The organism is Pseudomonas sp. LB3P58, assembly GCF_054897895.1.
This window is the reverse complement of record NZ_JBUBVE010000001.1, coordinates 287403-310460: the sequence shown is the minus strand read 5'-3', so window position 1 is coordinate 310460 and position 23058 is coordinate 287403. Positions and strand designations below refer to the sequence as shown.

Genomic DNA, 23058 nt, shown 5'->3' with positions numbered 1-23058 from the left:
CTCCTCATTTAGCGTCTTTACTAACGGTATTGAGCAGAAACTTACCGATCAGGTCTTCGAGTACCAGCGACGACTGCGTGTCGTGGATGGTTCCACCATCCTTGAGCAAGCCTTCTTCGCCGCCCACGCTGAGACCGATGTACTTCTCGCCCAACAGTCCAGCGGTCAGGATAGATGCAGTGGAGTCAGTCGGCAGGTTATCTACGCGCTTTTCCAGCTGCATGGTTACTCGACCGGTGAAACTGTCGCGATCCAGATCGATCGCCGTAACCTTGCCGATGGTCACACCGGCCATGGTCACTTTAGCTCTGACAGTCAAACCGGCGATATTGTCGAAATACGCATAAAGTTTATAAGTGTCGGTGGTTGCGCTCGGGGACAGGCCACTTACCCGCAACGCCAGCAACAGCAAAGCCAGGATGCCAGCCAGCAAGAAAAGGCCGACACCGATTTCCAGGGTGCGGTTTTGCATCAGAAATCTCCAAACATCAAGGCGGTCAGAATAAAGTCCAGGCCGAGTACAGCCAAAGAGGCATACACCACGGTCTTGGTAGTGGCACGACTGATCCCCTCGGAAGTGGGCTCGCAGTCATAGCCTTGGAATACGGCAATCCAGGTCACGACAAAGGCGAAAACGATGCTTTTGATGATGCCGTTGAGCACATCGTCTGCAAAGGTCACGCTGTTCTGCATGTTGGACCAGTAGGAACCTTCATAGACACCCAGCCAGTCGACGGCCACCCACGAACCACCCCAGATGCCCACCACGCTGAAGATCATTGCCAGCACGGGAAGGGAAATGAAGCCGGCCCACAGGCGCGGGGCAATGATGTACTTGAGCGGGTCGACGCCAATCATTTCCAGACTGGACAACTGCTCGGTGGACTTCATGTTGCCGATTTCGGCAGTCAATGCCGAACCGGCGCGCCCGGCGAACAACAATGCCGTGACCACGGGCCCCAGTTCGCGCAACAGCGTCAGCGCAACCATCTGGCCGACCGCCTGCTCCGAACCATAGCTGGATAGAATATTGAAGCCTTGCAGCGCCAGCACCATGCCGATGAATACCCCGGAGACCACGATGATCACCAGGGACATTACGCCCACCGAATGCAGTTGCTTGATCAGCAAGCCAAAACCGCCGCCAATGCCCCCACGGCCAAGCAAGGCATGAAACAGGAATATCGCCGAACGGCCGAACACCCCCAGCACGTCAATGCCAGAGTGGCCGAACCGGCGAACCCGTTCTATTAGTGAAATCTTGCGCATCAACGCTGCCCCAGAAGATCTGCGCGGTAATCCGTCGCTGGAAAGTGATAGGCGACCGGACCGTCGGGCTCGCCTGTCATGAATTGACGGATGCGTGGCTCCTGCGAGTTCATCAGCTCCTCGGGAGTGCCCTGCCCCAACACCTGGCCTTCGCCGACGACATAGATGTAATCGGCAATGCTCGCGGTCTCGGCCAGGTCGTGGGAGACCACGATACTGGTAATGCCCAGCGCATCGTTGAGCAGGCGGATCAGACGCACCAGCACACCCATGGCGATAGGGTCCTGGCCGACAAAGGGCTCGTCATACATGAGGATCTGCGGATCGAGGGCGATCGCCCGGGCCAGCGCGACGCGACGTTTCATGCCGCCGGACAACTCGTCAGGCATCAGGTCGATGGCGCCACGCAAGCCCACAGCCTGCAATTTGAGCAGGACAATGTCCCGGATCATTTCTTCCGGCAGTTCGGTATGGACGCGGAGCGGAAAGGCGACGTTCTCGAACACATCGAGATCGGTGAACAGTGCGCCACTCTGAAACAGCACGCCCATGTGCTTTCGCGCATCGAACAGATCACTGCGCGACAGTTTCGGCAGGTTCTGTCCATTGACCCAGACTTCGCCTTTGGTGGGCCGCAACTGTGCGCCCATCAGCCGCAACAGCGTAGTCTTGCCACACCCGGAAGGCCCCATGATGCCGGTGACCTTGCCGCGCGGGATGCGTATATCGACGTTATTGAAAATGCTGCGCGTTCCGCGCTTGAAGGACAGTCCCTTCAGCTCGACCGCGTAGGCTTTATCGGCACTCATCTAAACTCCTTGCGATGCAGCCTCTCACTCGGACGCCTGACTTTCTGGCGAAAGCACATACCTCCCGGGCAGGCCGAACTGGCGGCGAACTATATCACCGCAATGGCCAAGCGCCCAAGGCCCAAGCCGGGCCATGTTCAGCAACATGACGGGGTAAAAGCTTATATTTAAGGGTATTCGGTAACCGGCAATGACAAAGCGCGACGAACTTGCGTGAGGGTTTTGATCATTACCGCTATAATCGCCGCCTTTTCATCAGGCTATACGATTTCTGACATGAGCCAATCCAGCGACCTGATTCAATCAGCACAACGCACCATCCGCCTCGAACTGGAAGCCGTACAAGGCTTGTTGCCCCGTATCGACGCAGATTTCGTACGCGCTTGCGAGATGATTCTGGCCAGCAAAGGCCGCGTAGTCGTGGTCGGCATGGGCAAATCCGGGCACATCGGCAACAAGATCGCCGCCACCCTGGCCAGCACCGGCACCACGGCCTTTTTCGTGCACCCGGCCGAAGCCAGCCACGGCGATATGGGCATGATCACCCGCGACGACATCATCCTGGCGCTGTCGAACTCCGGCTCCACCAATGAAATCGTCACCCTGCTGCCGCTGATCAAGCGCCTGGGCATTCAATTGATCAGCATGACCGGCAACCCTGACTCACCGCTGGCGAAGGCTGCCGAAGTCAACCTCGACGTGCACGTCGAGCACGAAGCCTGCCCGCTAAACCTGGCACCGACCTCGTCGACCACTGCCGCGCTGGTCATGGGCGACGCCCTGGCCGTTGCGCTGCTGGAAGCCCGCGGTTTTACCGCTGAAGATTTCGCCTTTTCCCACCCCGGCGGCGCGCTTGGCCGACGCCTGCTGCTGAAAGTGGAAACCGTCATGCACGCCGGCGCAGAGCTGCCCCAGGTGCAACGTGGCACGCTACTCAAGGACGCCTTGATGGAAATGACCCGCAAGGGCCTGGGCATGACCGCGATTGTGGAGGCCGACGGCAAACTGGCCGGGATCTTCACCGACGGCGACTTGCGCCGCACCCTTGACCGGACCATCGACATCCACCATACGACCATCGATGAGGTCATGACTGTTCATGGCAAGACCGCCCGGGCCGATATGCTGGCAGCCGAAGCCCTGAAAATCATGGAAGACCATCGAATCAACGCGCTGGTAGTGGTGGACAAGGAGGACCGTCCGATCGGCGCCTTCAACCTGTCCGATCTGCTGCGCGCAGGAGTAATGTGATGAGCACCGACCTGCTGCAACGCGGCAAGAACATCAAACTGGCGGTTTTCGACGTCGATGGCGTACTGACCGACGGACGCCTGTACTTCCTCGAAGACGGCAGCGAATTCAAGACATTCAACACCCTCGACGGCCAAGGCATCAAGATGTTGATGGCAGCCGGTGTGCAGACCGCTATCATCAGCGGCCGCAAGACCCCGGTGGTCGAGCGACGAGCGAAGAACCTCGGTATTCCACACGTGTACCAGGGGCGCGAAGACAAACTGGTGGTGCTCGACGAGCTTCTTGCCCAACTCAACCTAAGCTATGAGCAAGTTGCCTATCTCGGCGACGACCTGCCGGACCTGCCGGTGATTCGCCGCGTCGGCCTGGGCATGGCGGTGGCAAACGCTGCCAGTTTCGTCCGTGAACACGCCCACGGCATCACCCAGGCCCGCGGTGGCGAGGGTGCCGCTCGAGAATTCTGCGAATTGATCCTGCGCGCGCAGGGCCGCCTTGATGCGGCAAACGCCGCGTACCTGTGAGCCAACTATGCTGAGCAAAAAGTTTCGCAAATTCCTGGTGTTCGGTTGCATCGCAGCGATATTCGCGGCGGTCGGCTACTGGAACATCAGCCCGGAACGCTTCCTCGATCAGCCGGTGGCAAAGATCGATGAAACCGCGATCGACTATTACGCGATCAACGCCCACAGCGTGCAATACCTGCCGGACGGCAAACTGCAATACGAAATGACGTCCGACAAGGTTGAACACCTGAAAGCCACCGAAGTGACGCTGTTGACCAATCCCGACCTGAACATGTTCCGCGGCACCGAGTTTCCGTGGCATATCCAGAGCGAGCACGGCGAAGTGAATCCCGACGGCACCCAGGTCGAACTGATTGACTCGGTGCGCATCACGCGCTTCGACGAGAAAAACCGCAAGACCCTGATTACCAGCACCCGCATGACAGTGTTCCCGCAGCAGCAATATGCGCAGACCGAGCAACCCGTTAGAATCGACGGCGCTGGTGGTGTGTCGACTGGCAAGGGAATGAAAGCGTATTTGAAAGAAAGCAGGATACACCTGCTATCTAACGTAAGAGGACAGTATGAGGCTCGTTAAAACCCTCCCTATTTTGCTCGGTCTGAGCGCAGCACTGGGAAGCGTGAGCGCCTGGGCTCTGCCGACCGATCAAGCGCAGCCTATCCGCATCCAGGCCGACGACGCCCAGCTGGACGACAAGAATGGCATTGCCACCTATAAAGGTGACGTGATCATCACTCAGGGCTCGATGATCGTTAAAGGCAATACTGTGACCATCACCCGCACCCCGACCGGCGACATCGACGTGGTGACTTCGGTGGGCAACCTCGCCTATTTCGAGCAAATGCAAACCCAGGGCGACACCAAGCCCGTTCAGGGCTGGGGAGTGACTATTCAGTACCACGCCTCGCAAAACCGCGTTGTGCTGATCGACAAGGCGAAAGTCATCGACAAGGACAACAACGTCACCCAAGGCGAGAAAATCGTCTACGACACGGTCAAAAAGCTTGCGAGCGCCGGTCGCGCGACGGGCAACAAGGTCACCGAGTCGCGTCCGCGCATCGACATGGTGATCCAGCCGAAGAAGAAAACCGACGAGCAAAAGGCCCAGTAATGGCAACTCTGAAAGCTCAGCATCTGGCCAAGAGCTACAAGAGCCGCCAGGTCGTGCGTGACGTCAGCCTGTCGATCGACAGCGGTCAGATCGTCGGCCTGCTGGGTCCCAACGGCGCCGGCAAGACCACCTGCTTTTACATGATTGTCGGTCTGGTACAGGCCGATCAGGGCCGCGTACTGATTGACGACATGGATGTCAGCCACCAGCCTATGCACGGTCGTGCGAAGGCCGGCATCGGCTATCTTCCGCAAGAAGCATCGATCTTCCGCAAACTCTCGGTAGCCGACAACATCATGGCGATCCTCGAGACCCGCAAGGAACTCGACAAGGCCGGTCGTCGCAAAGAGCTGGAAAGCCTGCTGCAGGAATTCCACATCAGCCACATCCGCGACAACCTCGGGATGAGCCTGTCCGGTGGTGAACGCCGCCGCGTGGAAATCGCCCGGGCACTGGCTACCAACCCGAAATTCATCCTGCTCGACGAACCGTTCGCCGGCGTGGACCCGATTTCGGTGGGCGATATCAAACAGATCATCTATCACCTCAAGGCCAAGGGCATTGGCGTGCTGATCACTGACCACAACGTCCGTGAAACCCTGGATATCTGCGAAACCGCCTACATCGTCAACGATGGCCAGCTGATCGCCGAAGGTGACTCTGCCACCATCCTGGCCAACGACCTGGTCAAGGAAGTGTATCTGGGCCATGAGTTCCGCCTGTAAGCACTGAGGTGTCTGGCTGGTTGCTCGGGCGCTTGTCTCGATAAAAAATCAACATTTTTTTATTGTTACAGCGCTCTAGGCAAACGCTGCAGTTTCGGGCATATAATTTGCTTATGTTTGGCGCTCCGGCGCCCTGTAGTGGATGGCGCATGTGCGCCGGCGAATAAGGTGTTAAGCCCCTGCCATGAAACCATCGCTAGTCTTGAGAATGGGCCAGCAGCTGACGATGACACCGCAGCTGCAACAGGCCATCCGCCTGCTCCAATTGTCGACCCTGGACCTGCAACAGGAAATCCAGGAGGCCCTGGAGTCCAATCCGATGCTCGAACGCCAGGAAGAAGGCGACGACTTCGATAACGCCGACCCCTTGGCCGACAAAGCCGAACAGCAACCCAACGTCGACATTCAGGAACCCTCCTATCAGGAAACCGCCCCGACGGTTGATAACCTCGAGGAAGGCGACTGGAACGAGCGCATCCCCAACGAACTGCCCGTCGATACCGCGTGGGAAGACGTCTACCAGACCAGCGCCAGCAGCCTGCCGAGCAACGATGATGACGAGTGGGATTTCACCACCCGTACATCGGCCGGCGAAAGCCTGCAAAGCCACCTGCTGTGGCAACTGAATCTGGCACCGATGTCCGACACTGATCGCCTGATCGCCGTGACCCTGATCGACTGCATCAACAATCAGGGCTACCTGGACGAAACCCTCGAGGAGATTCTCGAAGCCTTCGACCCGGAACTGGACATCGAACTGGACGAAATCGAAGCCGTCCTGCACCGCATCCAGCAATTCGAACCCGCTGGCATCGGCGCCCGCAACCTGGGCGAATGCCTGCTGCTGCAATTGCGTCAGTTGCCCGCCAAGACGCCTTGGCTGGTCGAGGCCAAACGCCTGGTCACCGATTACATCGACCTGCTCGGCAGCCGCGATTACAGCCAGCTGATGCGTCGCATGAAGCTCAAGGAAGACGAACTGCGCCAAGTGATTGAACTGGTGCAGAGCCTCAACCCGCGCCCAGGCTCGCAGATCGAGTCCAGCGAAGCCGAATACGTCGTTCCCGACGTGATCGTACGCAAGGACAACGAGCGCTGGCTGGTCGAGCTGAACCAGGAATCCGTGCCACGACTGCGGGTCAACGCTCAATACGCCGGTTTCGTGCGCCGCGCCGACACCAGCGCCGACAACACCTTCATGCGCAATCAGTTGCAAGAGGCCCGCTGGTTCATCAAGAGCCTGCAAAGCCGCAACGAAACCCTGATGAAAGTAGCCACTCAGATCGTCGAGCATCAGCGCGGTTTTCTTGAATACGGCGACGAAGCCATGAAACCGCTGGTCCTGCATGACATCGCCGAAGCGGTGGGCATGCACGAGTCGACGATTTCACGGGTGACCACGCAGAAATTCATGCATACCCCACGGGGCATATATGAACTGAAATACTTTTTCTCCAGCCACGTCAGCACCTCCGAGGGCGGTGAATGCTCGTCCACGGCGATCCGCGCGATCATCAAAAAACTGGTTGCCGCGGAAAATCAGAAAAAGCCGTTGAGTGACAGCAAGATCGCTGGTTTACTGGAGGCACAAGGCATTCAGGTGGCTCGCCGCACCGTCGCCAAGTACCGCGAATCCCTCGGGATCGCGCCTTCGAGCGAACGTAAGCGGTTGATGTAGAGCCACGCCACAGCGTTCCAGTGGCAGGCATTTCTGCCTGCCGCTTTATGCACTGGCAACGAAGGAGAAGCTGTATGCAAGTCAACATCAGTGGACACCAACTGGAAGTGACCGAACCTCTTCGCACCTACATCGGCGAAAAACTCGAACGATTAGAGAGGCATTTCGACAAAATCACCAACGTGCAAGTCACGATGACGGTCGAAAAGCTCAAGCAGAAAATCGAAGCCACGCTGCATATTCCCGGCAATGAAGTGGTCGCAAACGCGGAGCATACCGATATGTACGCGGCGATCGACGCACTGACCGACAAGCTGGATAAACAACTCAAAAAGCATAAGGAAAAGACCCAAAGCCTCCTCCAGGGCGCGACCGGTCGTTAACACTCCCAACCCATGATCCGACTTGAAAGCATCCTGACCCCCGGCCGTTCCCTCGTGAACGTGCCGGGCGGCAGTAAAAAGAAAGCCCTCGAGCAAATTGCCAACCTTATCCACAAAGAAGTGCCGGATCTGGAGATGCAAGATGTCTTCGAGGCTCTGATTGCCCGTGAAAAACTCGGCTCAACCGGTTTTGGCAACGGCATCGCCATTCCCCACTGCCGCCTGAAGGGCTGCACCTCGCCCATCAGCGCCCTGATGCACCTTGATGCACCCATTGATTTCGACGCCATCGACGGTGCCCCGGTTGACCTGCTGTTCGTTCTGCTGGTCCCGGAAGCCGCTACCGATGCGCACCTGGAGTTACTGCGCCAGATCGCCAGCATGCTCGACCGCAAGGAAGTGCGCGAAAAACTGCGCAGCGCCCCGAGCAATGAAGCCTTGTATCAGGTTGTCCTGGACGAGCAAAACGGTCATTAATCATGCGCTTGATCATCGTCAGTGGCCGCTCCGGCTCAGGTAAAAGTACCGCACTCGATGTTCTCGAGGACAACGGCTACTACTGCATCGACAACCTGCCCGCCGGCCTGCTGCCGGAACTGGCCGAACGCGCGTTGATTCACACCGAGCTGGCACAACCGCTGGTTGCCGTATCCATCGATGCGCGCAACTTGCCGAGTCACTTGTCGCGGTTTCCCGAACTGCTGGAAGAAGTGCGCAGCCGGCATATCCAGTGTGATGTGCTTTATCTGGACGCCGACGAAGAAACCTTGCTCAAACGCTTCTCGGAAACCCGCCGTCGTCACCCGCTGAGCAATGCCAATCGCTCGCTGGCCGAGGCCATCAACGATGAGACCGCCCTGCTCGGGCCGATTGCCGACCTCGCCGATCTCAAAGTAATCACCACCAACCTGAACCTGTATCAGCTGCGAGATACCATCAAGCTGCGCCTGCTGAACCAGCCCGAACCCGGTACGGCGTTCCTGGTGGAGTCTTTCGGCTTCAAGCGTGGCATGCCGGTGGACGCTGATCTGGTGTTCGACGTGCGCTGCCTGCCGAACCCTTACTGGAAGCCAGAGTTGCGCGATCAGTCCGGGCTCGACCAACCGGTTGCCGAGTACCTGGCGGCACAGCCGGACGTCGAAGAGATGTTCCAGGACATATCCACCTACTTGTTCAAGTGGCTACCACGCTTTGCCGCCAGCAACCGCGCTTATGTCACCATTGCCATTGGCTGCACCGGCGGCCATCACCGCTCCGTCTACCTGACCGAACGTCTGGGCCAGGCCCTGCAAAAATCCCTGAAGAATGTCCAGGTTCGCCACCGCGACCTCAGCTAAAGGATTCACACCGCGATGCCTGCTCTGGAAATTGAAATCATCAACAAGCTGGGCCTGCATGCCCGCGCTTCTGCAAAATTCGTTGGCGTCGCCGGTGAGTTCAAGGATTGCACGATCAGAGTAGGACGCACGCCGGAATCCACGGTCGACGGAAAAAGCATCATGGCAATGATGATGCTCGCTGCGGGCAAGGGCACCAAAATCCACCTGAGCACCGAAGGTGAACAAGCTGATGAGGCGCTGCAGGCATTGGTGAATTTGATCAATGACTACTTCGGCGAAGGCGAATAACGCTCGCCTAAGCGAGCGCTGTATCCATCACCATCATCAAGCAAAACCCGATCAGCAACCCAAGACTTGCAAGCTTGTCGTGACCATTGCGGCGCGACTCGGGGATGACTTCATGGGTGACCACCAGCAACATTGCCCCGGCCGCCAGCGCCAACCCCAAGGGCAACAACAATTCGGCCAGGCTCACTAGCCAGGCGCACAACAACGCGAAGAGCGGCTCGACCAGACCTGACGCAGCACCCATCAGGAACGCCTTGACCCGCGACATCCCTGCCCCGGCCAATACCAGCGCGATCACCAGACCTTCCGGCACATCCTGCAAGGCGATGCCCATGGCCAGGCTATCGGCGTCGGGCATGCCACCCCCCGCCGACACACCGACCGCCATGCCTTCGGGGATGTTGTGGGCAATGATCGCAAACACAAACAACCAGATTCGCGGCGGGATGACCGGTCGCTCCAGCGTGCCTACGAGCATTTCCGGCGACGCACCTGACACCTTGCGATCAACCAGGAACAATCCGAACGCACCCAGCATGATGCCGAAACTGATCAGTCCGCTGGCCGCCCAAGGCGTCAGCCCCAGGTATTCAGCGGCAGAGATCCCCGGAACGATCAACGAAAACGCTGTCGCCGCGAGCATCACCCCGGCCCCAAAACCGAGCAGCGTATCGCTGACCGCCTGAGGCATCCGTCGAATCACCAGCACGGGCACCGCGCCCAAGGCTGTACCCAGAGCGCAGATCGCCCCGCCTTGCAGCGCGCGCAGCAGTTTCGGCTCGAGGTCCAGCCACGCCAAGCCTTGGGCAACCATTAACGTCATGCCTGCCAGCAGTAACAGCGATCCGAATGCGTAACGAAACATTCGTCCACTTCCGATCGCCAGTGTTTCAGTGCCCATAGCCAGCCTTGGATTGTTTTTGCAGAAGTCTTAAACCAGTGCAGCCTGATAGCGCGTAGCGACTTCAGGCCAATTGATCACGTTGTAAAACGCGTTGATGTATTCCGGGCGACGGTTCTGGTATTGCAGGTAATACGCGTGCTCCCAGACATCCAGGCCGAGGATTGGCGTATTACCGTTCATCAATGGACTGTCCTGATTGCCGCTGCTTTCAACGACCAGCGTCTTTTGCGGCGTCACACTGAGCCACGCCCAGCCGCTGCCGAAACGAGTCAGCGCGGCTTTGGTGAAGGCTTCCTTGAAACTGCTCAGGCCGCCCAGTTGCTCATCGATCGCCTCAGCCAAGGAACCTTCAGGATTGCCGCCGCCGTTGGGCGCCATCACTTCCCAGAACAGCGAATGGTTGGCATGCCCGCCGCCCTGATTGATTACCGCCGCGCGCAACTTCTCCGGCAGTTGCTGGACAGCTGACACCAGCTTCTCCACCGGCCACTCGGCAAACTCGGTGCCTTCCACCGCAGCGTTGAGGTTGTTGATGTAGGTCTGGTGATGCTTGGTGTAGTGGATTTCCATGGTCTGCGCATCGATGTGCGGTTCCAGGGCGTCGTATGCGTAGGGCAAGGCAGGCAAGGTAAAAGCCATTTCAATGAACTCCATGATGTAGGGGCGCAGACGGGGCGGCATCGATGTGCAGCAGACGATGGGTGCGCGGATATTCGCCGTGTTCGCTGATGAAATTCAGCAGCTCGACGTAGGTTTTGCTGCTTTGGCGCAACGCTGCTTCACGCAGGGCCGGCGCCAGCCGTGGGTCCTGCATGGTCTGCAACAACCGCTGATGGATGGCGCACAGGTACTCGGCGCTCTCCTCAGGCTGGTTCAGACGCAAATGCAGATCCGCCAGGTTGTGGTGGGAAATCACGCAGGCAGCCACCGCTTCGTCGGCATCCGCCCAGCGCTCGAACAACACCTGGGCCAGGGCCAATGCCTGCAAGTAAGCCTCGCGGGCATCTACATATTCGCCCTGCATGAAACAACGATTTGCCCGTTCGATCGTGCGTTTCCAGTGTTCCATGGTGAGCCTCCAAAGCGGTTGCGGTGGTTACACGCCGCCTGCGGTGAGTTTTTCCGGGTCCAGCAAAACCTCAAGCTGGCGGCGGGTCAGGTCGGTGTGTTCGAGAGCGACATCGATCACCGGACGGCCCTGTTGATAGGCCTTCTTGGCGATCTCCGCGGCTTTTTGGTAACCAATGATCGGGTTGAGCGCGGTGACCAGGATCGGGTTACGCGACAGCGCTTCCTTAAGCCTGGCTTCGTTGACCTTGAAGCTGGCGATCGCCTTTTCACCCAGCAGATGGCTGGAGTTGGCCAGCAACTCGATGCTGCTCAGCAGGTTCTGGGCGATGATCGGCAGCATGACATTCAGCTCGAAATTGCCCGACTGACCGGCGATGGTGATAACCGTGTCGTTGCCGATGACCTGAGCGGCGACCATGGCGGTCGCTTCCGGGATCACCGGGTTGACCTTGCCAGGCATGATCGAAGAACCCGGCTGCAAGGCTTCGAGTTCGATTTCACCAAGACCGGCCAGCGGGCCGGAGTTCATCCAGCGCAGGTCGTTGGCGATTTTCATCAGCGAAACGGCCGTGGCCTTGAGCTGACCGGAAACACTGACCGCCGTGTCCTGAGAGCCGATCAGCGCAAACAGATCCACGCCCGGCTTGAATTGCACTTGAGTCAGCTTGCTCAGTTGCTCACTGAAACGCGCCGCGAATTGCGGATGAGCGTTGATGCCGGTGCCCACTGCCGTGCCGCCCTGAGCCAGGGATTGCAGACTCGGCAGCAGATCCTGCAGATGACCGATGTTGGCCTTGAGCTGCTGCGCCCAACCGTTGAGCACCTGGCTCATGCGCACCGGCATGGCGTCCATCAAGTGAGTGCGACCGGTTTTGACGTGGTGATGAACCTCTTCGGCCTTGCGATCGATCACCTGAACCAGACGCACCAGCGCCGGCAACAATTGCTCGTGCAACGCCAACGCCGCACTGACGTGGATGGTGGTCGGGATGATGTCGTTGCTGCTTTGGCCGCAATTGACGTGATCGTTGGGGTTCACCGGCTCGCCGAGCAGGCGGCTGGCCAGGGTGGCGATCACTTCGTTGGCGTTCATGTTCGAACTGGTGCCGGAACCGGTCTGGAAGATATCCACCGGAAAATGCTGCATGAAGTCGCTTTGGAGCAGGCCCAGCGCCGCATCGACAATGGCTGTGCCCTGGGATTCGCTGATTTGTTCGAGCTCGATGTTGGCTCGGGCAGCGGCGGCCTTGGCCAGGATCAGCGCGCGAATGAACTGCACGGGCATCGGTTTGCCGCTGATGGGGAAGTTATCCACTGCACGTTGAGTCTGTGCGCCGTAGAGGGCGTCCACCGGGACTTGAAGCTCACCCATGCTGTCGCGCTCAATACGTGTCTTGGTCATCTGTAAATCCTTGCACCAGTTCTATGAGAGGAATCGAGGGCTGCAACTCGCAGGTTGCCAGCTGCCAGGTGTAGCTCTGCCAGCGCTTGAGGCGGCATTTGCACAGAGATAGGCGTTCGAGTTCGCGCAATGGGCGCCAGGCCTGGTCCAGGCAGTAGGTGCGCCAGTGCCAAGGCAGCGCGACATCGGCGGCGGTGTCGAGCAACAGACGGAAAGAAGTTTCGGCGATGGTCCAGGGAGAGGTTGCCGTGCAACAGGCGAGATACCGACCTTCGGCCAGGTAATGTTCGATCAGGCGAGGCTCGTCAGGGTCCATCGCGCAACGGATCTGGCGACTCATCCAGCGCCAGCTTTCGAGGTAAGGCTGCTCGTGCAAGGCAGAACTCATGATCCGGGCCCATTCGGTAATGAGATTTATTATTAGATGATAATGAGAACCAAAACAACCCCGCGAAAATCAACCCACAAAAAAGGCGCGCCACCCAACGATGGGTGGCGCGCCTTTTTGTGTAACGGTTAAGCGTTAGCTGCCGGCTACTGTCATCCGCTCGATCAGCACCGAACCTGTACGAATGTTGCTGCGCAGTTCCAGGTCATTACCGACGGCAACGATCTGTTTGAACATGTCACGCATGTTGCCGGCGATGGTCACTTCCTGAACCGCAAACTGGATTTCGCCATTCTCGACCCAGTAACCCGCCGCGCCACGGGAGTAATCGCCGGTGACCATGTTCAGGCCCTGACCCATCAATTCAGTCACCAACAGGCCGCGGCCCATGCGGCGCAGCAAGGCTGCCTGATCTTCGTCGCCATGGGTGACGAACAGGTTGTGCACGCCACCAGCGTTGGCAGTGCTCGGCATCCCGAGCTTACGGCCCGAGTACGTGCCGAGAATGTACGACACCAACTCGCCTTTTTCGACGAACGGTTTGGCGTAAGTGGCCAGACCATCACCATCGAACGCCGAACTGCCCATGGCGCGCATCAAGTGCGGACGCTCATCGATGGTCAGCCATTCCGGGAACAGTTTCTGCCCGAGCGTGCCTTCAAGGAACGAGGATTTGCGATACAGACTGCCGCCGGAAATCGCCGAGAGGAAACTGCCGAACAAACCACCGGCCAGTTCCGCGGAAAACAGCACCGGCACTTCGCAAGTCGGCACCGGACGCGCGCCCAGACGGCTCGCCGCCCGTTGCGCGGCACGTTGGCCGATGCTCTCCGGAGAGGCCAGCAAATTGCCCTGACGGTTCACGTCGTACCAGTAATCGCGCTGCATCTGGCCATCGGCCTCGGCGATCATCACACAGCTCAGGCTGTGCCGGGTCGACGCGTAACCGCCGATAAAACCGTGGCTGTTGCCGTAAACACGGCAGCCCTGATGGGTGCTGAGGGTGGTGCCGTCGGCGTTCTTGATCCGGCTGTCGGTGGCAAACGCCGCCGCTTCACAGGCCAGGGCCTGCTCGATGGCTTGCTCCGGGGTGATGTCCCATTCGTGGAATAGGTCGAAATCCTGCAGATCCTTGGCCATCAGCGCCGCATCTGCCAGACCCGAGGCTTCGTCTTCGGAGGTGTGTTTGGCGATGGCCAGCGCCGCAGCGACGGTTTCGCGAATGGCTTCAGGACCGCTGGCGGACGTGCTGGCCGAGCCCTTGCGCTGGCCAACGTACAAGGTGATGCCGAAGCCCTGATCGCGGTTGAATTCGACGGTTTCGACTTCACGCTGACGTACCGAGGTGGACAGGCCCTGCTCCAGGGACACCGCCACTTCACAGGCACTGGCACCTTGGCGCTTGGCTTCAGCGATGATCTGCTCGACTTGTTCTTGCAGTGCCGGCAACGCTTGTGGGCCGACGCTTTCAACTGCACTCATGCTGTTCTCCACTCAAATTCTGCTTTCGGCTAGGGCCTTCGAGCGACCGGGCCGGACAAGCGGCCCCCGACTGGTTATCATGGCGGCGTTTCTTTGCGGACGGCCACCATGGTTGATTCTTACGACGACTCCCTCGATACGGGAGAAAAAAGCAAAACCCAGGTTAAACGCGAGCTTCATGCTCTGGTTGACCTTGGCGAGCGCCTTACAACGCTCAAGCCTGACTTGCTGGCAAAACTGCCGTTGACCGACGCTATGCGCCGGGCCCTGGCCGATGCGCCCAAGCACACCGCGAATATCGCGCGTAAACGGCACCTTATGTTCATCGGCAAACTGATGCGCGATCAGGACACTGACGCCATTCTGACTCTGCTCGATCAACTCGATGCCTCCACTCGGCAGTACAACGAACGTTTCCATGGCCTGGAACGCTGGCGCGATCGCTTGATCGCGGGCGACGATGCGGTCCTGGAGAAGTTCGTGGTCGACTACCCGGAGGCTGATCGTCAGCAATTGCGCTCCCTGATCCGTCAGGCCCAGCACGAACTGGCGACCAACAAGCCACCGGCATCGAGCCGTAAAATCTTCAAGTACATCCGTGAGCTGGACGAGACTCAACGCGGTCTGCGTTAAGTCCCGAATCGGGTGAGTTGCCTCGCAACTCACCCGAAGCTCCATCCTTTACGATCCTGTGCCACCCACAGTGATCGCATCGATTTTCAGCGTTGGCTGGCCGACACCCACCGGCACCGACTGCCCATCCTTGCCACACGTCCCCACGCCGCTGTCCAGCGCCAGATCGTTACCGACCATCGACACCTTGCTCATGGCCTCCGGCCCGTTGCCGATCAACGTCGCGCCTTTGACCGGGGCCGTGATTTTGCCGTCTTCGATCAGGTACGCCTCGCTGGTGGAGAACACGAATTTGCCGCTGGTGATGTCCACCTGACCACCGCCGAGGTTGGCGCAGTAAATACCGCGCTTCACCGAGGCGATGATTTCTGCCGGGTCGCTTTCGCCCGCCAGCATGTAGGTGTTGGTCATGCGCGGCATCGGCAGGTGCGCATAGGATTCGCGACGACCGTTACCGGTACGGGCCACGCCCATCAGACGGGCGTTGAGTTTGTCCTGCATGTAGCCTTTGAGTACGCCGTTTTCGATCAGCGTCGTGCACTCGGTCGGGGTGCCTTCATCATCGACGCTCAGGGAACCGCGACGACCGGCCAGCGTGCCGTCATCGACGATGGTGCAAAGCTTGGACGCAACCATCTGGCCCATGCGCCCGCTGTAGGCCGAACTGCCCTTGCGGTTGAAGTCGCCTTCCAGACCGTGGCCGACCGCTTCGTGCAGCAACACACCGGACCAGCCCGAGCCCAATACCACCGGCAACGTACCGGCCGGTGCCGGGATGGCTTCCAGATTCACCAACGCCTGACGCAGCGCTTCACGGGCGTAGCTCATGGCACGGTCATCGCTGAGGAAATAACGGTAATCGGTACGACCGCCACCGCCATGACCGCCACGCTCACGGCGACCGTTCTGCTCGACGATCACGCTGACGTTAAAGCGCACCAACGGCCGTACATCGGCTGCCAGGCCGCCGTCGGTGGAAGCGACGAGGATTCGTTCCCAGACACCGGCCATGCTCACGGTAACTTGCTGGATACGCGGGTCGAGGGCGCGAGTCGCGACGTCGATGCGTTTGAGCAGTTCGACCTTCTCGGCACGGGTCATCACTTCCAACGGATTGTCCGGCCCGTACAACTGGGCGACATCCTGAGTCGTGAAGGCTTGCACCGTGCCGTTCTGACCGGCGCGGGAGATCGAACGCGCCGCACGGGCTGCGGCGCCGAGGGCTTCGAGGGTAATGGCATTGCTGTAGGCAAAGCCGGTTTTTTCACCCGATTGCGCGCGCACGCCGACACCTTGGTCGAGGTTGAAGCTGCCTTCCTTGACGATCCCGTCTTCCAGCGCCCAGGACTCGGAAATCTGCCCCTGGAAATACAGGTCGGCGGCATCGATGCCCGGGCCGGCCAGATCGCCGAGCACACCTTGCAGGCTCTCGATCGTTACGCCGCCGGGCGCCAGGAGGTGTTCACTGACTGAGGACAACAACTCGCTCATATGCTTTACGCCTTAAATTCATCGTTCTGAGGCAGGTCGCCGGGCGCCCTGCGAGAAAAAGCGCCGGTGACTGGACACCGGCATCCGCGCCCTGATGGACGCCTGTTCGCTGCTATCGCGTTCGGCCAGCAGCACGGCCTCGCCTTGATCCTGTTGCGCCAGCACACGTCCCCACGGGTCGATAATCGCGGCATGGCCATAGGTTTCCCGTGGCCCCGGATGCGTCCCACCCTGGGCAGCCGCGAGCACATAACATTGAGTTTCGATGGCCCGCGCGCGAATCAATACATCCCAATGCGCCGCGCCGGTCACCGCGGTAAAGGCCGACGGCGCGGTAATCAACTCCGCACCGGCAGCGCGTAATTCGCTGTACAGCTCCGGGAAGCGCAGGTCGTAACACACCGTCAGCCCGACTCGACCGACGGGCGTGTCCGCCACGACTACCCCACTGCCATAAGCATAGTCATCGGATTCGCGATAACGCCCGCGATTGTCCGCCACATCGACGTCGAAGAGGTGCAACTTGTCATACCGTGCAACGGTTTCGCCGCGGTCATCCACCAGCAGCGAGCAGGCATGCACTTTGGCCGTCGGTTGATCCACCGGCGGCAACGGCAAGGTGCCGGCCACTATCCATAACTTGAGGTCGCGGGCGGTCTGTTTCAACCATGGCAGGATCGGGCCTTCGCCCAACGCCTCGGCGCGGCCGATGTCGGCAATGTCGCGACGGCCCATGGCGGCGAAGTTTTCCGGCAGTACGGCAAGCTGCGCGCCACCGGCTGCCGCTTGCTCAAGCAGCCGACGGGCCTGGGCCAGATTGGCCAGCACATCGCTCTGGCTGACCATTTGAATCACCGCTACAGACATGGCCTTTCCCTAATCTGGAATCAACACATACAGGAGACTTACGGCCATGCTACTCCATCGGCCCGAGACGTGGCTTTTCAAAAAGAAAGTCAAAAAGGCTTGTCGAAGGTGATTTTCGGCTCTTTCCAGGGCCCCTTGACGGTGTATTGGACGCTGGCGAAACGCGCCACACGGTCACCGATGAGCTTATCGATCAGGAACAGCGCGCCGCCGATAGCCGGTGCACCGACGATCAGCGCGGCAATCGGCAGGTTGTTGGTCACAGGCAACGTCACCAGCAACTTGGCATCGACCTTATCGCCCACCAGGTCCAGCGTCCCGTTGAGTTCGATATTGCTCGACGGACCGGTCAGCCGGATCGGCTCACGCGTCACATATACGCCGTTGGTCCCGACCAGCAGGCCTTTGACCCGGTCGTAACTCAAGCCTTTGCCGAACAGGTCGGAGAAGTCCAGACGCAGCCGGCGGCCGATGGAGTTGAAGTTCAGCAAGCCAAACACTCGCAATGCCTGGGCGCTGCCCTCAACTTCAACAAATTGGCCTTTATTCAGCGAAGCATCGAGGGTTCCAGAGAAGCGCTTGGTGGCCAGCCAGGCCGGCGAACCGGGCCAGCGACCATCGACATCCATATGAAAATCTTCACTGGTGACACTCGGCGCAAAGCCCCAGCCCTTCAGTACATCGGCGAGATTCTTGCCGCTGATCCGGCCCTTGTACCAACTGCTGCTGGAACCGGGCACACCTTCCCAACCGCCGCTGCCCTGCAGGAGAATGCCCTTGAGGCCCAAATCCAGCGTGGTAAACGCAATGCCCTTGGCGGTCGGACGAACTTTCAGATACCAGGCCCCGACGAGGTCTTGGCCCTGGAACAGCTGATTGATGGTGATATCCAGTGCCGGGATCTTCGTCGGATCGACCGAGGCCAGCGGATCTGGCGAATTTTCGTCGGCCAGGACCTTCGGGTCTGGCGCCGGTAAACGCACGTATTGCAGATTGATCGCAATCGGCGCGGCTTTCGCATCGGGGATGCTGGCACTGCCCTTCACCTGCTGACTGTCGAGTTGCAAGGCCCACGCGGCAGGTTTGCGGTTCAACTGTACGGAAGCCTGATCGAGCGTAGTGCCGACACCGCTGAGCCTTCCAATCTTGAAATCCGCACCGCTGAGCAACTGTTTGGCGTTGCCGCCCGGATCCTGGCCGGCGTACTTGTCTACCAGGTCCTTCCAGGGGCCGACGTCCAGTTCCGACAGCACGCCGCGCACCCGCAGGCCTTTGGCGCCGGGTAGCACGGCATTACCGCCACCCAGGAACAACTCGCCACGACCGTCGGCAAAATTGCCGGGCGGTGCCGCAAACGTGAAATTAGCCAGCTCACCGTAATTGACCCAGTAGCGCCGCTCCGCCCCCTGCAAGGTCATGCGGAACGTGGTGTCACGGCCGACGTCGGCTGCCATGCCGAACGGCGCCGGTAAATCGATTGCTACGCCTTTGAGGTTGGAGTTGACCGTCAATTGACTGTCGGCCCCATCAAGGTTCAGTTGCAGCTGATAAGGGATCACACCGGACACTGGCAACGGCTGAGTCACACTCAGCCAGTCAGTCAGTTTCTTGACCTCGACCTGGCCCGAGGCGGCGACGCGAGTCTTGAGGTTGCCGGGGCCGCCATCGGCGAAAATCTGTGCAGTAACCGGTTTATCGAAGGCGCGCGCAGTGATGTTTTGCCCGCTCAAACCCTTGGTGCTGTCGAATCGGAAATCGCCCTTGAGCTGAGTCAGCTCCAGGGGTGGCTCGGCCAGTTTCAGACGGGCCTTGGCGGTCTTGAAGTCGACGAGGATCTTCGGCTGCTCGCCTTTGACCAGCGGAATATCCAGTTTCAGTTTGCCTTGCAGATCGCCTTCGCCTTCCCATCCGGCAAAGGTCGCGGCGGTGCCGATCGGCGCTTCCTGGAGAATCTTCAGGCCATCGCCCAACCCGCCAGCGAATCCACCGTCAAGGAACAGATGGACGCTTTGCCCCGCTGGCACATGGGGAATATTGACGTAAATGTCGTTGACCTGGGTATTGAGCAATTCCCCCTTGCTGGCCAGGATCCGCACCCCGCTGTCTTCGACAAACACGTCACCCGTGACCTTGCTGACATGTGGCCAGCCTGGCTGGAAGGCCAGTTCGGCGTCGTGAACCTTGAAGAACAGGCTGATGCTGCGGGCAGTCTCGTCGGCCCCGTGATTCAGCGACCCCTGGTACTGGAAGAAGCCTTGGTCCACCGCACCTTTGAGAATCGCCGTACGCAGCCATTCGTCCAGCCCCGGGCTGAGCATTGTCGGCAAGTACTTGGCGGTGTAGCGCCCGTCGCCGTCCACCAGACCGACCCGCAGGTCCATGTAGTCTTCCTGGGTGTGGTCGAAATGCAGGCGGATCAGGAAGTCGCCGGCAATCTTGCCCTCCTCGCCCAGCACCTTCAGGTACGGCGCGATCAAGGTGAAGGCTTCTTTATCGAGTTTCCAGGTCAGTCGGGCATTGGCCTGAATGTACTGCCATGGCTTGGCGAAAATCGGGTCCAGGTGCAGGGAAAAATCCTTGCTGTCCATGCGCAGCTCGCCACCGCCCAGATCACCGCTGATGCTGCCACTGACATTTCGCGCCGCCGGAGCGCCGTGATAGGCATCGAAGCCGACCCGATCCAGGTTGGCGGCAAAGCTGAATTTGCTGTCGTCGGTGGCATTGGGCCGGACGTCGATCAGCACGTTGCGCAGGCCACCGGTCACTTTGAGTCGCTCGACGGCCGTAGCAACGCCTTCGGGCAGCGGCCCCAACGCATTCAGTATCGGAGTGATCGGGGTAAGATCGAGACGGTCGGCTTGCAGATGCCAAAGCTCTTCAGTCTTGTCGGTCGCCGCGTTTTGTTTGAGTTGCAGATGCGATTCCCAGCGGGTCTCGCCGAGGTTCATGGCCAGCGAGTCCAGGGTGATCAGGACGCCTTCGGAACTGCGCTGGAAATAGCCGTTGAGCGCCAGATTGTTGATCTGGATCGGCTTGCGCTCGGCGTAGGCACCTTTGAGTTGCGGCGCATTCAAGCGAATCGCGGCGCTTTGCAGGGCGCCTTTGTCCCAGTTCACCCAGAGCTCGCCACCCGCCTTGATCTCGGAGAAATTCCATTGTTGGGTCAGGCGCTCAGGCAACCATTTTGACCAGTCGCTTTGCGGCAGGCTCAAATAAGCTTCGGCCTCGCCGTCCTTCCACTCGCTGGCACGCAGACGGGTGCGCAGACTCATGGCCACCGGCTGACCGTCGGGCAGGGTCAGACGAACGTCGAGTCGCTGACGCGACACTCCGGTTTTCAGATTCAGACCGACGTAAGTCAATGTCAGAGGCTGCTCTTGCAGTGGCTGCAAAGTGACCTGGCTATCGAGTACCGACAGTTGCTGAACCATCTGCATGCGATTGAGCATTTGTTCAGGATCCAGCGGCTGATCCTGCTGCACCGGCAAACCTTCCAGCGCCCAAGTCCCGTCCTCGCCTTCCTTGAGGCTGATCTTCAGCCCGCTGAGTTCCAGGTGAGCGATGCGCACTTCGCGAGCCATCAGACTGGCCCAAAGATCCGGCACCGCGCGCACCTGATCCAGACGCAGGGCATTGGCGCCCTCGCCGACCATCACGTCGTGAGCCAGCATGATCGGCGCAAAGCCGCTCCAGTTACCTTCCAGTTCGCCGATATTCAGCGGCATGCCCAAGGCAGCGCTGGCTTTGGCTTCGACTTCGGCACGGTACTCGGCCACCAGCGGGGTCAGCTCTCGGCCGAGGCTGACGTATAACGCCAACAACACCAACACCAACGCACACAGCCCCAGCCCCCAGCGGGTCAGTGCGGCCAAAATGCGTGTCAGACGTTCCATGTCAGTTGGCTCCCATGGCAAAAATGCTGCAAAAAGCTGAGGCCAGCCGTTCTAACAGGGTTGAAATACAGCGATTCAGAGCAGCACCACGTCGTATTGTTCCTGGGAATACATGGTTTCCACCTGGAACCGGATGGTGCGTCCGATAAAACCTTCGAGCTCGGCGACATTGCCCGATTCTTCATCGAGCAAACGGTCGACCACTTTCTGGTTCGCCAATACACGATAGCCTTCCGCCTGATAGGCGCGAGCCTCTCGGAGGATTTCGCGGAAAATCTCGTAGCAAACGGTTTCAGGCGTCTTGAGCTTGCCGCGGCCCTGGCAGCTGCTGCACGGTTCGCACAGCACTTGTTCGAGACTTTCACGGGTGCGCTTGCGAGTCATCTGCACCAGGCCCAACTCGGTGATGCCGATGATGTTGGTCTTGGCGTGATCGCGTTCCAGTTGTTTCTCGAGCGTGCGCAGCACCTGACGCTGGTGCTCTTCATCTTCCATGTCGATGAAGTCGATGATGATGATCCCGCCCAGGTTGCGCAGGCGCAGCTGGCGAGCGATGGCGGTCGCGGCTTCGAGGTTGGTCTTGAAGATGGTTTCTTCGAGGTTGCGATGACCGACGAACGCCCCGGTATTGACGTCGATGGTGCTCATGGCTTCCGCCGGATCGACCACCAGATAACCGCCGGACTTCAGCGGGACTTTGCGCTCCAGCGCTTTCTGGATTTCGTCTTCGACGCCGTACAGGTCGAAAATCGGCCGCTCACCCGGGTAATGCTCAAGACGATCGGCGATTTCCGGCATCAGTTCGGCGACGAACTGCGTGGTTTTCTGGAAGGTTTCCCGGGAGTCGATGCGGATCTTCTCGATCTTCGGGCTCACCAGGTCACGCAAGGTGCGCAGCGCCAGGCCGAGGTCTTCGTAGATCACACTCGGCGCGCTGATGGTTTTGATCTGCTCGTTGATCTGATCCCAGAGGCGACGCAGGTAACGGATGTCCATGAGGATTTCATCGGCACCGGCACCTTCGGCAGCAGTACGCAGGATGAAGCCACCGGCCTCTTGAATGCCTTCTTTGGCCACGCAATCGGTGACCACTTGCTTGAGACGTTCACGCTCGGCTTCGTCTTCGATCTTCAACGAAATGCCAACGTGCGCGGTGCGCGGCATGTACACCAGATAACGCGATGGAATCGACAATTGAGTCGTCAGGCGGGCGCCTTTGGAGCCGATCGGGTCCTTGGTGACTTGCACCACCAGGCTCTGACCCTCGTGAACCAGAGCGCTGATGCTCTCGACCGCCGGGCCTTCGCGCAGGGAGATTTCCGAGGCATGAATGAACGCGGCGCGGTCCAGACCAATGTCGACGAATGCCGCCTGCATGCCGGGCAATACCCGCACGACCTTGCCTTTATAGATGTTGCCGACGATCCCGCGCTTTTGCGTGCGCTCGACGTGGACCTCTTGCAGAACACCGTTTTCAACCACCGCCACGCGCGATTCCATCGGCGTGATGTTGATCAGGATCTCTTCACTCATGGCAGGGTCTCG

General features: G+C 59.4%; 24 protein-coding genes. 11 read left to right on the top strand and 13 right to left on the bottom strand.

Features of this window, described 5'->3' with window-relative positions; all coding sequences use genetic code 11:
• Positions 1-4: 4 nt before the first annotated feature.
• The 3 genes from mlaD to ACYZTZ_RS01360 are packed head-to-tail and all read right to left on the bottom strand — an operon-like array spanning position 5 to position 2078.
• Positions 5-472, bottom strand: a complete 468-nt coding sequence (gene mlaD / locus ACYZTZ_RS01370; protein ID WP_046045861.1) for an outer membrane lipid asymmetry maintenance protein MlaD — start codon at positions 470-472, stop codon at positions 5-7.
• Positions 472-1269, bottom strand: coding sequence for a lipid asymmetry maintenance ABC transporter permease subunit MlaE (gene mlaE / locus ACYZTZ_RS01365; protein WP_008150745.1), 798 nt, complete (start codon positions 1267-1269; stop codon positions 472-474). The genes mlaD and mlaE overlap by 1 nt, the downstream gene beginning before the upstream one ends.
• Entirely contained in the window at positions 1269-2078 is an 810-nt protein-coding gene (locus ACYZTZ_RS01360; protein WP_056742959.1) for an ATP-binding cassette domain-containing protein, read from the bottom strand. The genes mlaE and ACYZTZ_RS01360 overlap by 1 nt, the downstream gene beginning before the upstream one ends.
• Positions 2079-2354: 276 nt before the next feature.
• Here ACYZTZ_RS01360 and ACYZTZ_RS01355 point away from each other — a divergent pair, with 276 nt between their 5' ends.
• The 10 genes from ACYZTZ_RS01355 to ACYZTZ_RS01310 all read left to right on the top strand — a co-directional run bounded on the left by ACYZTZ_RS01355 (position 2355) and on the right by ACYZTZ_RS01310 (position 9382).
• Positions 2355-3329: a KpsF/GutQ family sugar-phosphate isomerase gene (locus tag ACYZTZ_RS01355; RefSeq protein WP_461996983.1), complete on the top strand. Its 975-nt coding sequence runs from the start codon at positions 2355-2357 to the stop codon at positions 3327-3329.
• Positions 3329-3853: a KdsC family phosphatase gene (locus tag ACYZTZ_RS01350; protein WP_033057989.1), complete on the top strand. Its 525-nt coding sequence runs from the start codon at positions 3329-3331 to the stop codon at positions 3851-3853. The genes ACYZTZ_RS01355 and ACYZTZ_RS01350 overlap by 1 nt, the downstream gene beginning before the upstream one ends.
• Before the next feature lie 7 nt (positions 3854-3860).
• Complete coding sequence (gene lptC, locus ACYZTZ_RS01345) at positions 3861-4433, top strand: LPS export ABC transporter periplasmic protein LptC (RefSeq protein WP_129438478.1); 573 nt, start codon at positions 3861-3863, stop codon at positions 4431-4433.
• On the top strand, positions 4420-4968 hold the full coding sequence (gene lptA, locus ACYZTZ_RS01340; protein WP_150658802.1) for a lipopolysaccharide transport periplasmic protein LptA: 549 nt from the start codon (positions 4420-4422) through the stop codon (positions 4966-4968). Before lptC ends, lptA begins: the two co-directional genes overlap by 14 nt.
• Entirely contained in the window at positions 4968-5693 is a 726-nt protein-coding gene (gene lptB / locus ACYZTZ_RS01335; RefSeq protein WP_033057997.1) for an LPS export ABC transporter ATP-binding protein, read from the top strand. The genes lptA and lptB overlap by 1 nt, the downstream gene beginning before the upstream one ends.
• Before the next feature lie 184 nt (positions 5694-5877).
• On the top strand, positions 5878-7371 hold the full coding sequence (locus tag ACYZTZ_RS01330) for an RNA polymerase factor sigma-54 (protein ID WP_046045855.1): 1494 nt from the start codon (positions 5878-5880) through the stop codon (positions 7369-7371).
• 74 nt (positions 7372-7445) lie between these two features.
• Positions 7446-7754, top strand: a complete 309-nt coding sequence (gene hpf, locus ACYZTZ_RS01325; RefSeq protein ID WP_007941242.1) for a ribosome hibernation-promoting factor, HPF/YfiA family — start codon at positions 7446-7448, stop codon at positions 7752-7754.
• A 12-nt stretch (positions 7755-7766) separates the two neighbouring features.
• Complete coding sequence (gene ptsN, locus ACYZTZ_RS01320) at positions 7767-8231, top strand: PTS IIA-like nitrogen regulatory protein PtsN (RefSeq protein ID WP_056742951.1); 465 nt, start codon at positions 7767-7769, stop codon at positions 8229-8231.
• Positions 8232-8233: 2 nt separating this feature from the next.
• Positions 8234-9091, top strand: a complete 858-nt coding sequence (gene rapZ / locus ACYZTZ_RS01315; protein ID WP_461996982.1) for an RNase adapter RapZ — start codon at positions 8234-8236, stop codon at positions 9089-9091.
• A gap of 15 nt (positions 9092-9106) precedes the next feature.
• Complete coding sequence (locus tag ACYZTZ_RS01310; RefSeq protein WP_033058002.1) at positions 9107-9382, top strand: HPr family phosphocarrier protein; 276 nt, start codon at positions 9107-9109, stop codon at positions 9380-9382.
• 7 nt (positions 9383-9389) lie between these two features.
• On the opposite strand, the gene ACYZTZ_RS01305 is transcribed toward ACYZTZ_RS01310, so the two are convergent.
• The 6 genes from ACYZTZ_RS01305 to pmbA form a co-directional block, all read right to left on the bottom strand.
• Positions 9390-10283 (bottom strand): ZIP family metal transporter, encoded by an 894-nt coding sequence (locus tag ACYZTZ_RS01305; protein WP_461996981.1) that lies wholly within the window; start codon positions 10281-10283, stop codon positions 9390-9392.
• A gap of 30 nt (positions 10284-10313) precedes the next feature.
• Positions 10314-10925, bottom strand: coding sequence for a superoxide dismutase (locus tag ACYZTZ_RS01300; protein WP_309676064.1), 612 nt, complete (start codon positions 10923-10925; stop codon positions 10314-10316).
• Between the two features lies 1 nt (position 10926).
• Positions 10927-11355, bottom strand: a complete 429-nt coding sequence (locus ACYZTZ_RS01295) for a hypothetical protein (RefSeq protein ID WP_461996980.1) — start codon at positions 11353-11355, stop codon at positions 10927-10929.
• Positions 11356-11382: 27 nt separating this feature from the next.
• Positions 11383-12759, bottom strand: coding sequence for a class II fumarate hydratase (locus ACYZTZ_RS01290; protein WP_461996979.1), 1377 nt, complete (start codon positions 12757-12759; stop codon positions 11383-11385).
• Entirely contained in the window at positions 12740-13147 is a 408-nt protein-coding gene (locus ACYZTZ_RS01285; protein WP_461996978.1) for a FagA protein, read from the bottom strand. The genes ACYZTZ_RS01290 and ACYZTZ_RS01285 overlap by 20 nt, the downstream gene beginning before the upstream one ends.
• Before the next feature lie 135 nt (positions 13148-13282).
• Complete coding sequence (gene pmbA, locus ACYZTZ_RS01280; RefSeq protein ID WP_123365273.1) at positions 13283-14629, bottom strand: metalloprotease PmbA; 1347 nt, start codon at positions 14627-14629, stop codon at positions 13283-13285.
• A 108-nt stretch (positions 14630-14737) separates the two neighbouring features.
• On the opposite strand from pmbA, the gene yjgA reads away from it, so the two are divergent.
• Positions 14738-15262, top strand: coding sequence for a ribosome biogenesis factor YjgA (gene yjgA / locus ACYZTZ_RS01275; RefSeq protein WP_046045847.1), 525 nt, complete (start codon positions 14738-14740; stop codon positions 15260-15262).
• A 48-nt stretch (positions 15263-15310) separates the two neighbouring features.
• Here the strand turns inward: yjgA and tldD are convergent, their stop codons facing one another.
• The 4 genes from tldD to rng form a co-directional block, all read right to left on the bottom strand.
• The gene (gene tldD, locus ACYZTZ_RS01270) at positions 15311-16753 is read right to left on the bottom strand and encodes a metalloprotease TldD (RefSeq protein WP_461996977.1); all 1443 of its coding nucleotides are present in this window, start codon (positions 16751-16753) and stop codon (positions 15311-15313) included.
• Between the two features lie 18 nt (positions 16754-16771).
• Positions 16772-17620 (bottom strand): carbon-nitrogen hydrolase family protein, encoded by an 849-nt coding sequence (locus tag ACYZTZ_RS01265; protein ID WP_461996976.1) that lies wholly within the window; start codon positions 17618-17620, stop codon positions 16772-16774.
• Between the two features lie 89 nt (positions 17621-17709).
• Positions 17710-21513: a YhdP family protein gene (locus tag ACYZTZ_RS01260; protein WP_461996975.1), complete on the bottom strand. Its 3804-nt coding sequence runs from the start codon at positions 21511-21513 to the stop codon at positions 17710-17712.
• A 75-nt stretch (positions 21514-21588) separates the two neighbouring features.
• On the bottom strand, positions 21589-23046 hold the full coding sequence (gene rng / locus ACYZTZ_RS01255; protein ID WP_033058026.1) for a ribonuclease G: 1458 nt from the start codon (positions 23044-23046) through the stop codon (positions 21589-21591).
• Between the last annotated feature and the right edge of the window lie 12 nt (positions 23047-23058).

What these genes read in the sequence shown, in the direction of transcription:
- ACYZTZ_RS01355 (WP_461996983.1), top strand. Translation starts at nt 2,355, where the DNA reads ATGAGCCAATCCAGCGACCTGATTCAATCAGCACAACGCACCATCCGC.
- hpf (WP_007941242.1), top strand. Translation starts at nt 7,446, where the DNA reads ATGCAAGTCAACATCAGTGGACACCAACTGGAAGTGACCGAACCTCTT.
- ACYZTZ_RS01295 (WP_461996980.1), bottom strand. Translation starts at nt 11,355, where the DNA reads ATGGAACACTGGAAACGCACGATCGAACGGGCAAATCGTTGTTTCATG.
- pmbA (WP_123365273.1), bottom strand. Translation starts at nt 14,629, where the DNA reads ATGAGTGCAGTTGAAAGCGTCGGCCCACAAGCGTTGCCGGCACTGCAA.
- ACYZTZ_RS01300 (WP_309676064.1), bottom strand. Translation starts at nt 10,925, where the DNA reads ATGGCTTTTACCTTGCCTGCCTTGCCCTACGCATACGACGCCCTGGAA.
- lptC (WP_129438478.1), top strand. Translation starts at nt 3,861, where the DNA reads ATGCTGAGCAAAAAGTTTCGCAAATTCCTGGTGTTCGGTTGCATCGCA.
- ACYZTZ_RS01260 (WP_461996975.1), bottom strand. Translation starts at nt 21,513, where the DNA reads ATGGAACGTCTGACACGCATTTTGGCCGCACTGACCCGCTGGGGGCTG.
- rng (WP_033058026.1), bottom strand. Translation starts at nt 23,046, where the DNA reads ATGAGTGAAGAGATCCTGATCAACATCACGCCGATGGAATCGCGCGTG.
- yjgA (WP_046045847.1), top strand. Translation starts at nt 14,738, where the DNA reads ATGGTTGATTCTTACGACGACTCCCTCGATACGGGAGAAAAAAGCAAA.
- ACYZTZ_RS01290 (WP_461996979.1), bottom strand. Translation starts at nt 12,759, where the DNA reads ATGACCAAGACACGTATTGAGCGCGACAGCATGGGTGAGCTTCAAGTC.
- ACYZTZ_RS01265 (WP_461996976.1), bottom strand. Translation starts at nt 17,620, where the DNA reads ATGTCTGTAGCGGTGATTCAAATGGTCAGCCAGAGCGATGTGCTGGCC.
- lptB (WP_033057997.1), top strand. Translation starts at nt 4,968, where the DNA reads ATGGCAACTCTGAAAGCTCAGCATCTGGCCAAGAGCTACAAGAGCCGC.
- ACYZTZ_RS01285 (WP_461996978.1), bottom strand. Translation starts at nt 13,147, where the DNA reads ATGAGTTCTGCCTTGCACGAGCAGCCTTACCTCGAAAGCTGGCGCTGG.
- ACYZTZ_RS01305 (WP_461996981.1), bottom strand. Translation starts at nt 10,283, where the DNA reads ATGGGCACTGAAACACTGGCGATCGGAAGTGGACGAATGTTTCGTTAC.
- ACYZTZ_RS01330 (WP_046045855.1), top strand. Translation starts at nt 5,878, where the DNA reads ATGAAACCATCGCTAGTCTTGAGAATGGGCCAGCAGCTGACGATGACA.
- tldD (WP_461996977.1), bottom strand. Translation starts at nt 16,753, where the DNA reads ATGAGCGAGTTGTTGTCCTCAGTCAGTGAACACCTCCTGGCGCCCGGC.
- ptsN (WP_056742951.1), top strand. Translation starts at nt 7,767, where the DNA reads ATGATCCGACTTGAAAGCATCCTGACCCCCGGCCGTTCCCTCGTGAAC.
- ACYZTZ_RS01350 (WP_033057989.1), top strand. Translation starts at nt 3,329, where the DNA reads ATGAGCACCGACCTGCTGCAACGCGGCAAGAACATCAAACTGGCGGTT.
- ACYZTZ_RS01310 (WP_033058002.1), top strand. Translation starts at nt 9,107, where the DNA reads ATGCCTGCTCTGGAAATTGAAATCATCAACAAGCTGGGCCTGCATGCC.
- lptA (WP_150658802.1), top strand. Translation starts at nt 4,420, where the DNA reads ATGAGGCTCGTTAAAACCCTCCCTATTTTGCTCGGTCTGAGCGCAGCA.
- mlaE (WP_008150745.1), bottom strand. Translation starts at nt 1,269, where the DNA reads ATGCGCAAGATTTCACTAATAGAACGGGTTCGCCGGTTCGGCCACTCT.
- ACYZTZ_RS01360 (WP_056742959.1), bottom strand. Translation starts at nt 2,078, where the DNA reads ATGAGTGCCGATAAAGCCTACGCGGTCGAGCTGAAGGGACTGTCCTTC.
- mlaD (WP_046045861.1), bottom strand. Translation starts at nt 472, where the DNA reads ATGCAAAACCGCACCCTGGAAATCGGTGTCGGCCTTTTCTTGCTGGCT.
- rapZ (WP_461996982.1), top strand. Translation starts at nt 8,234, where the DNA reads ATGCGCTTGATCATCGTCAGTGGCCGCTCCGGCTCAGGTAAAAGTACC.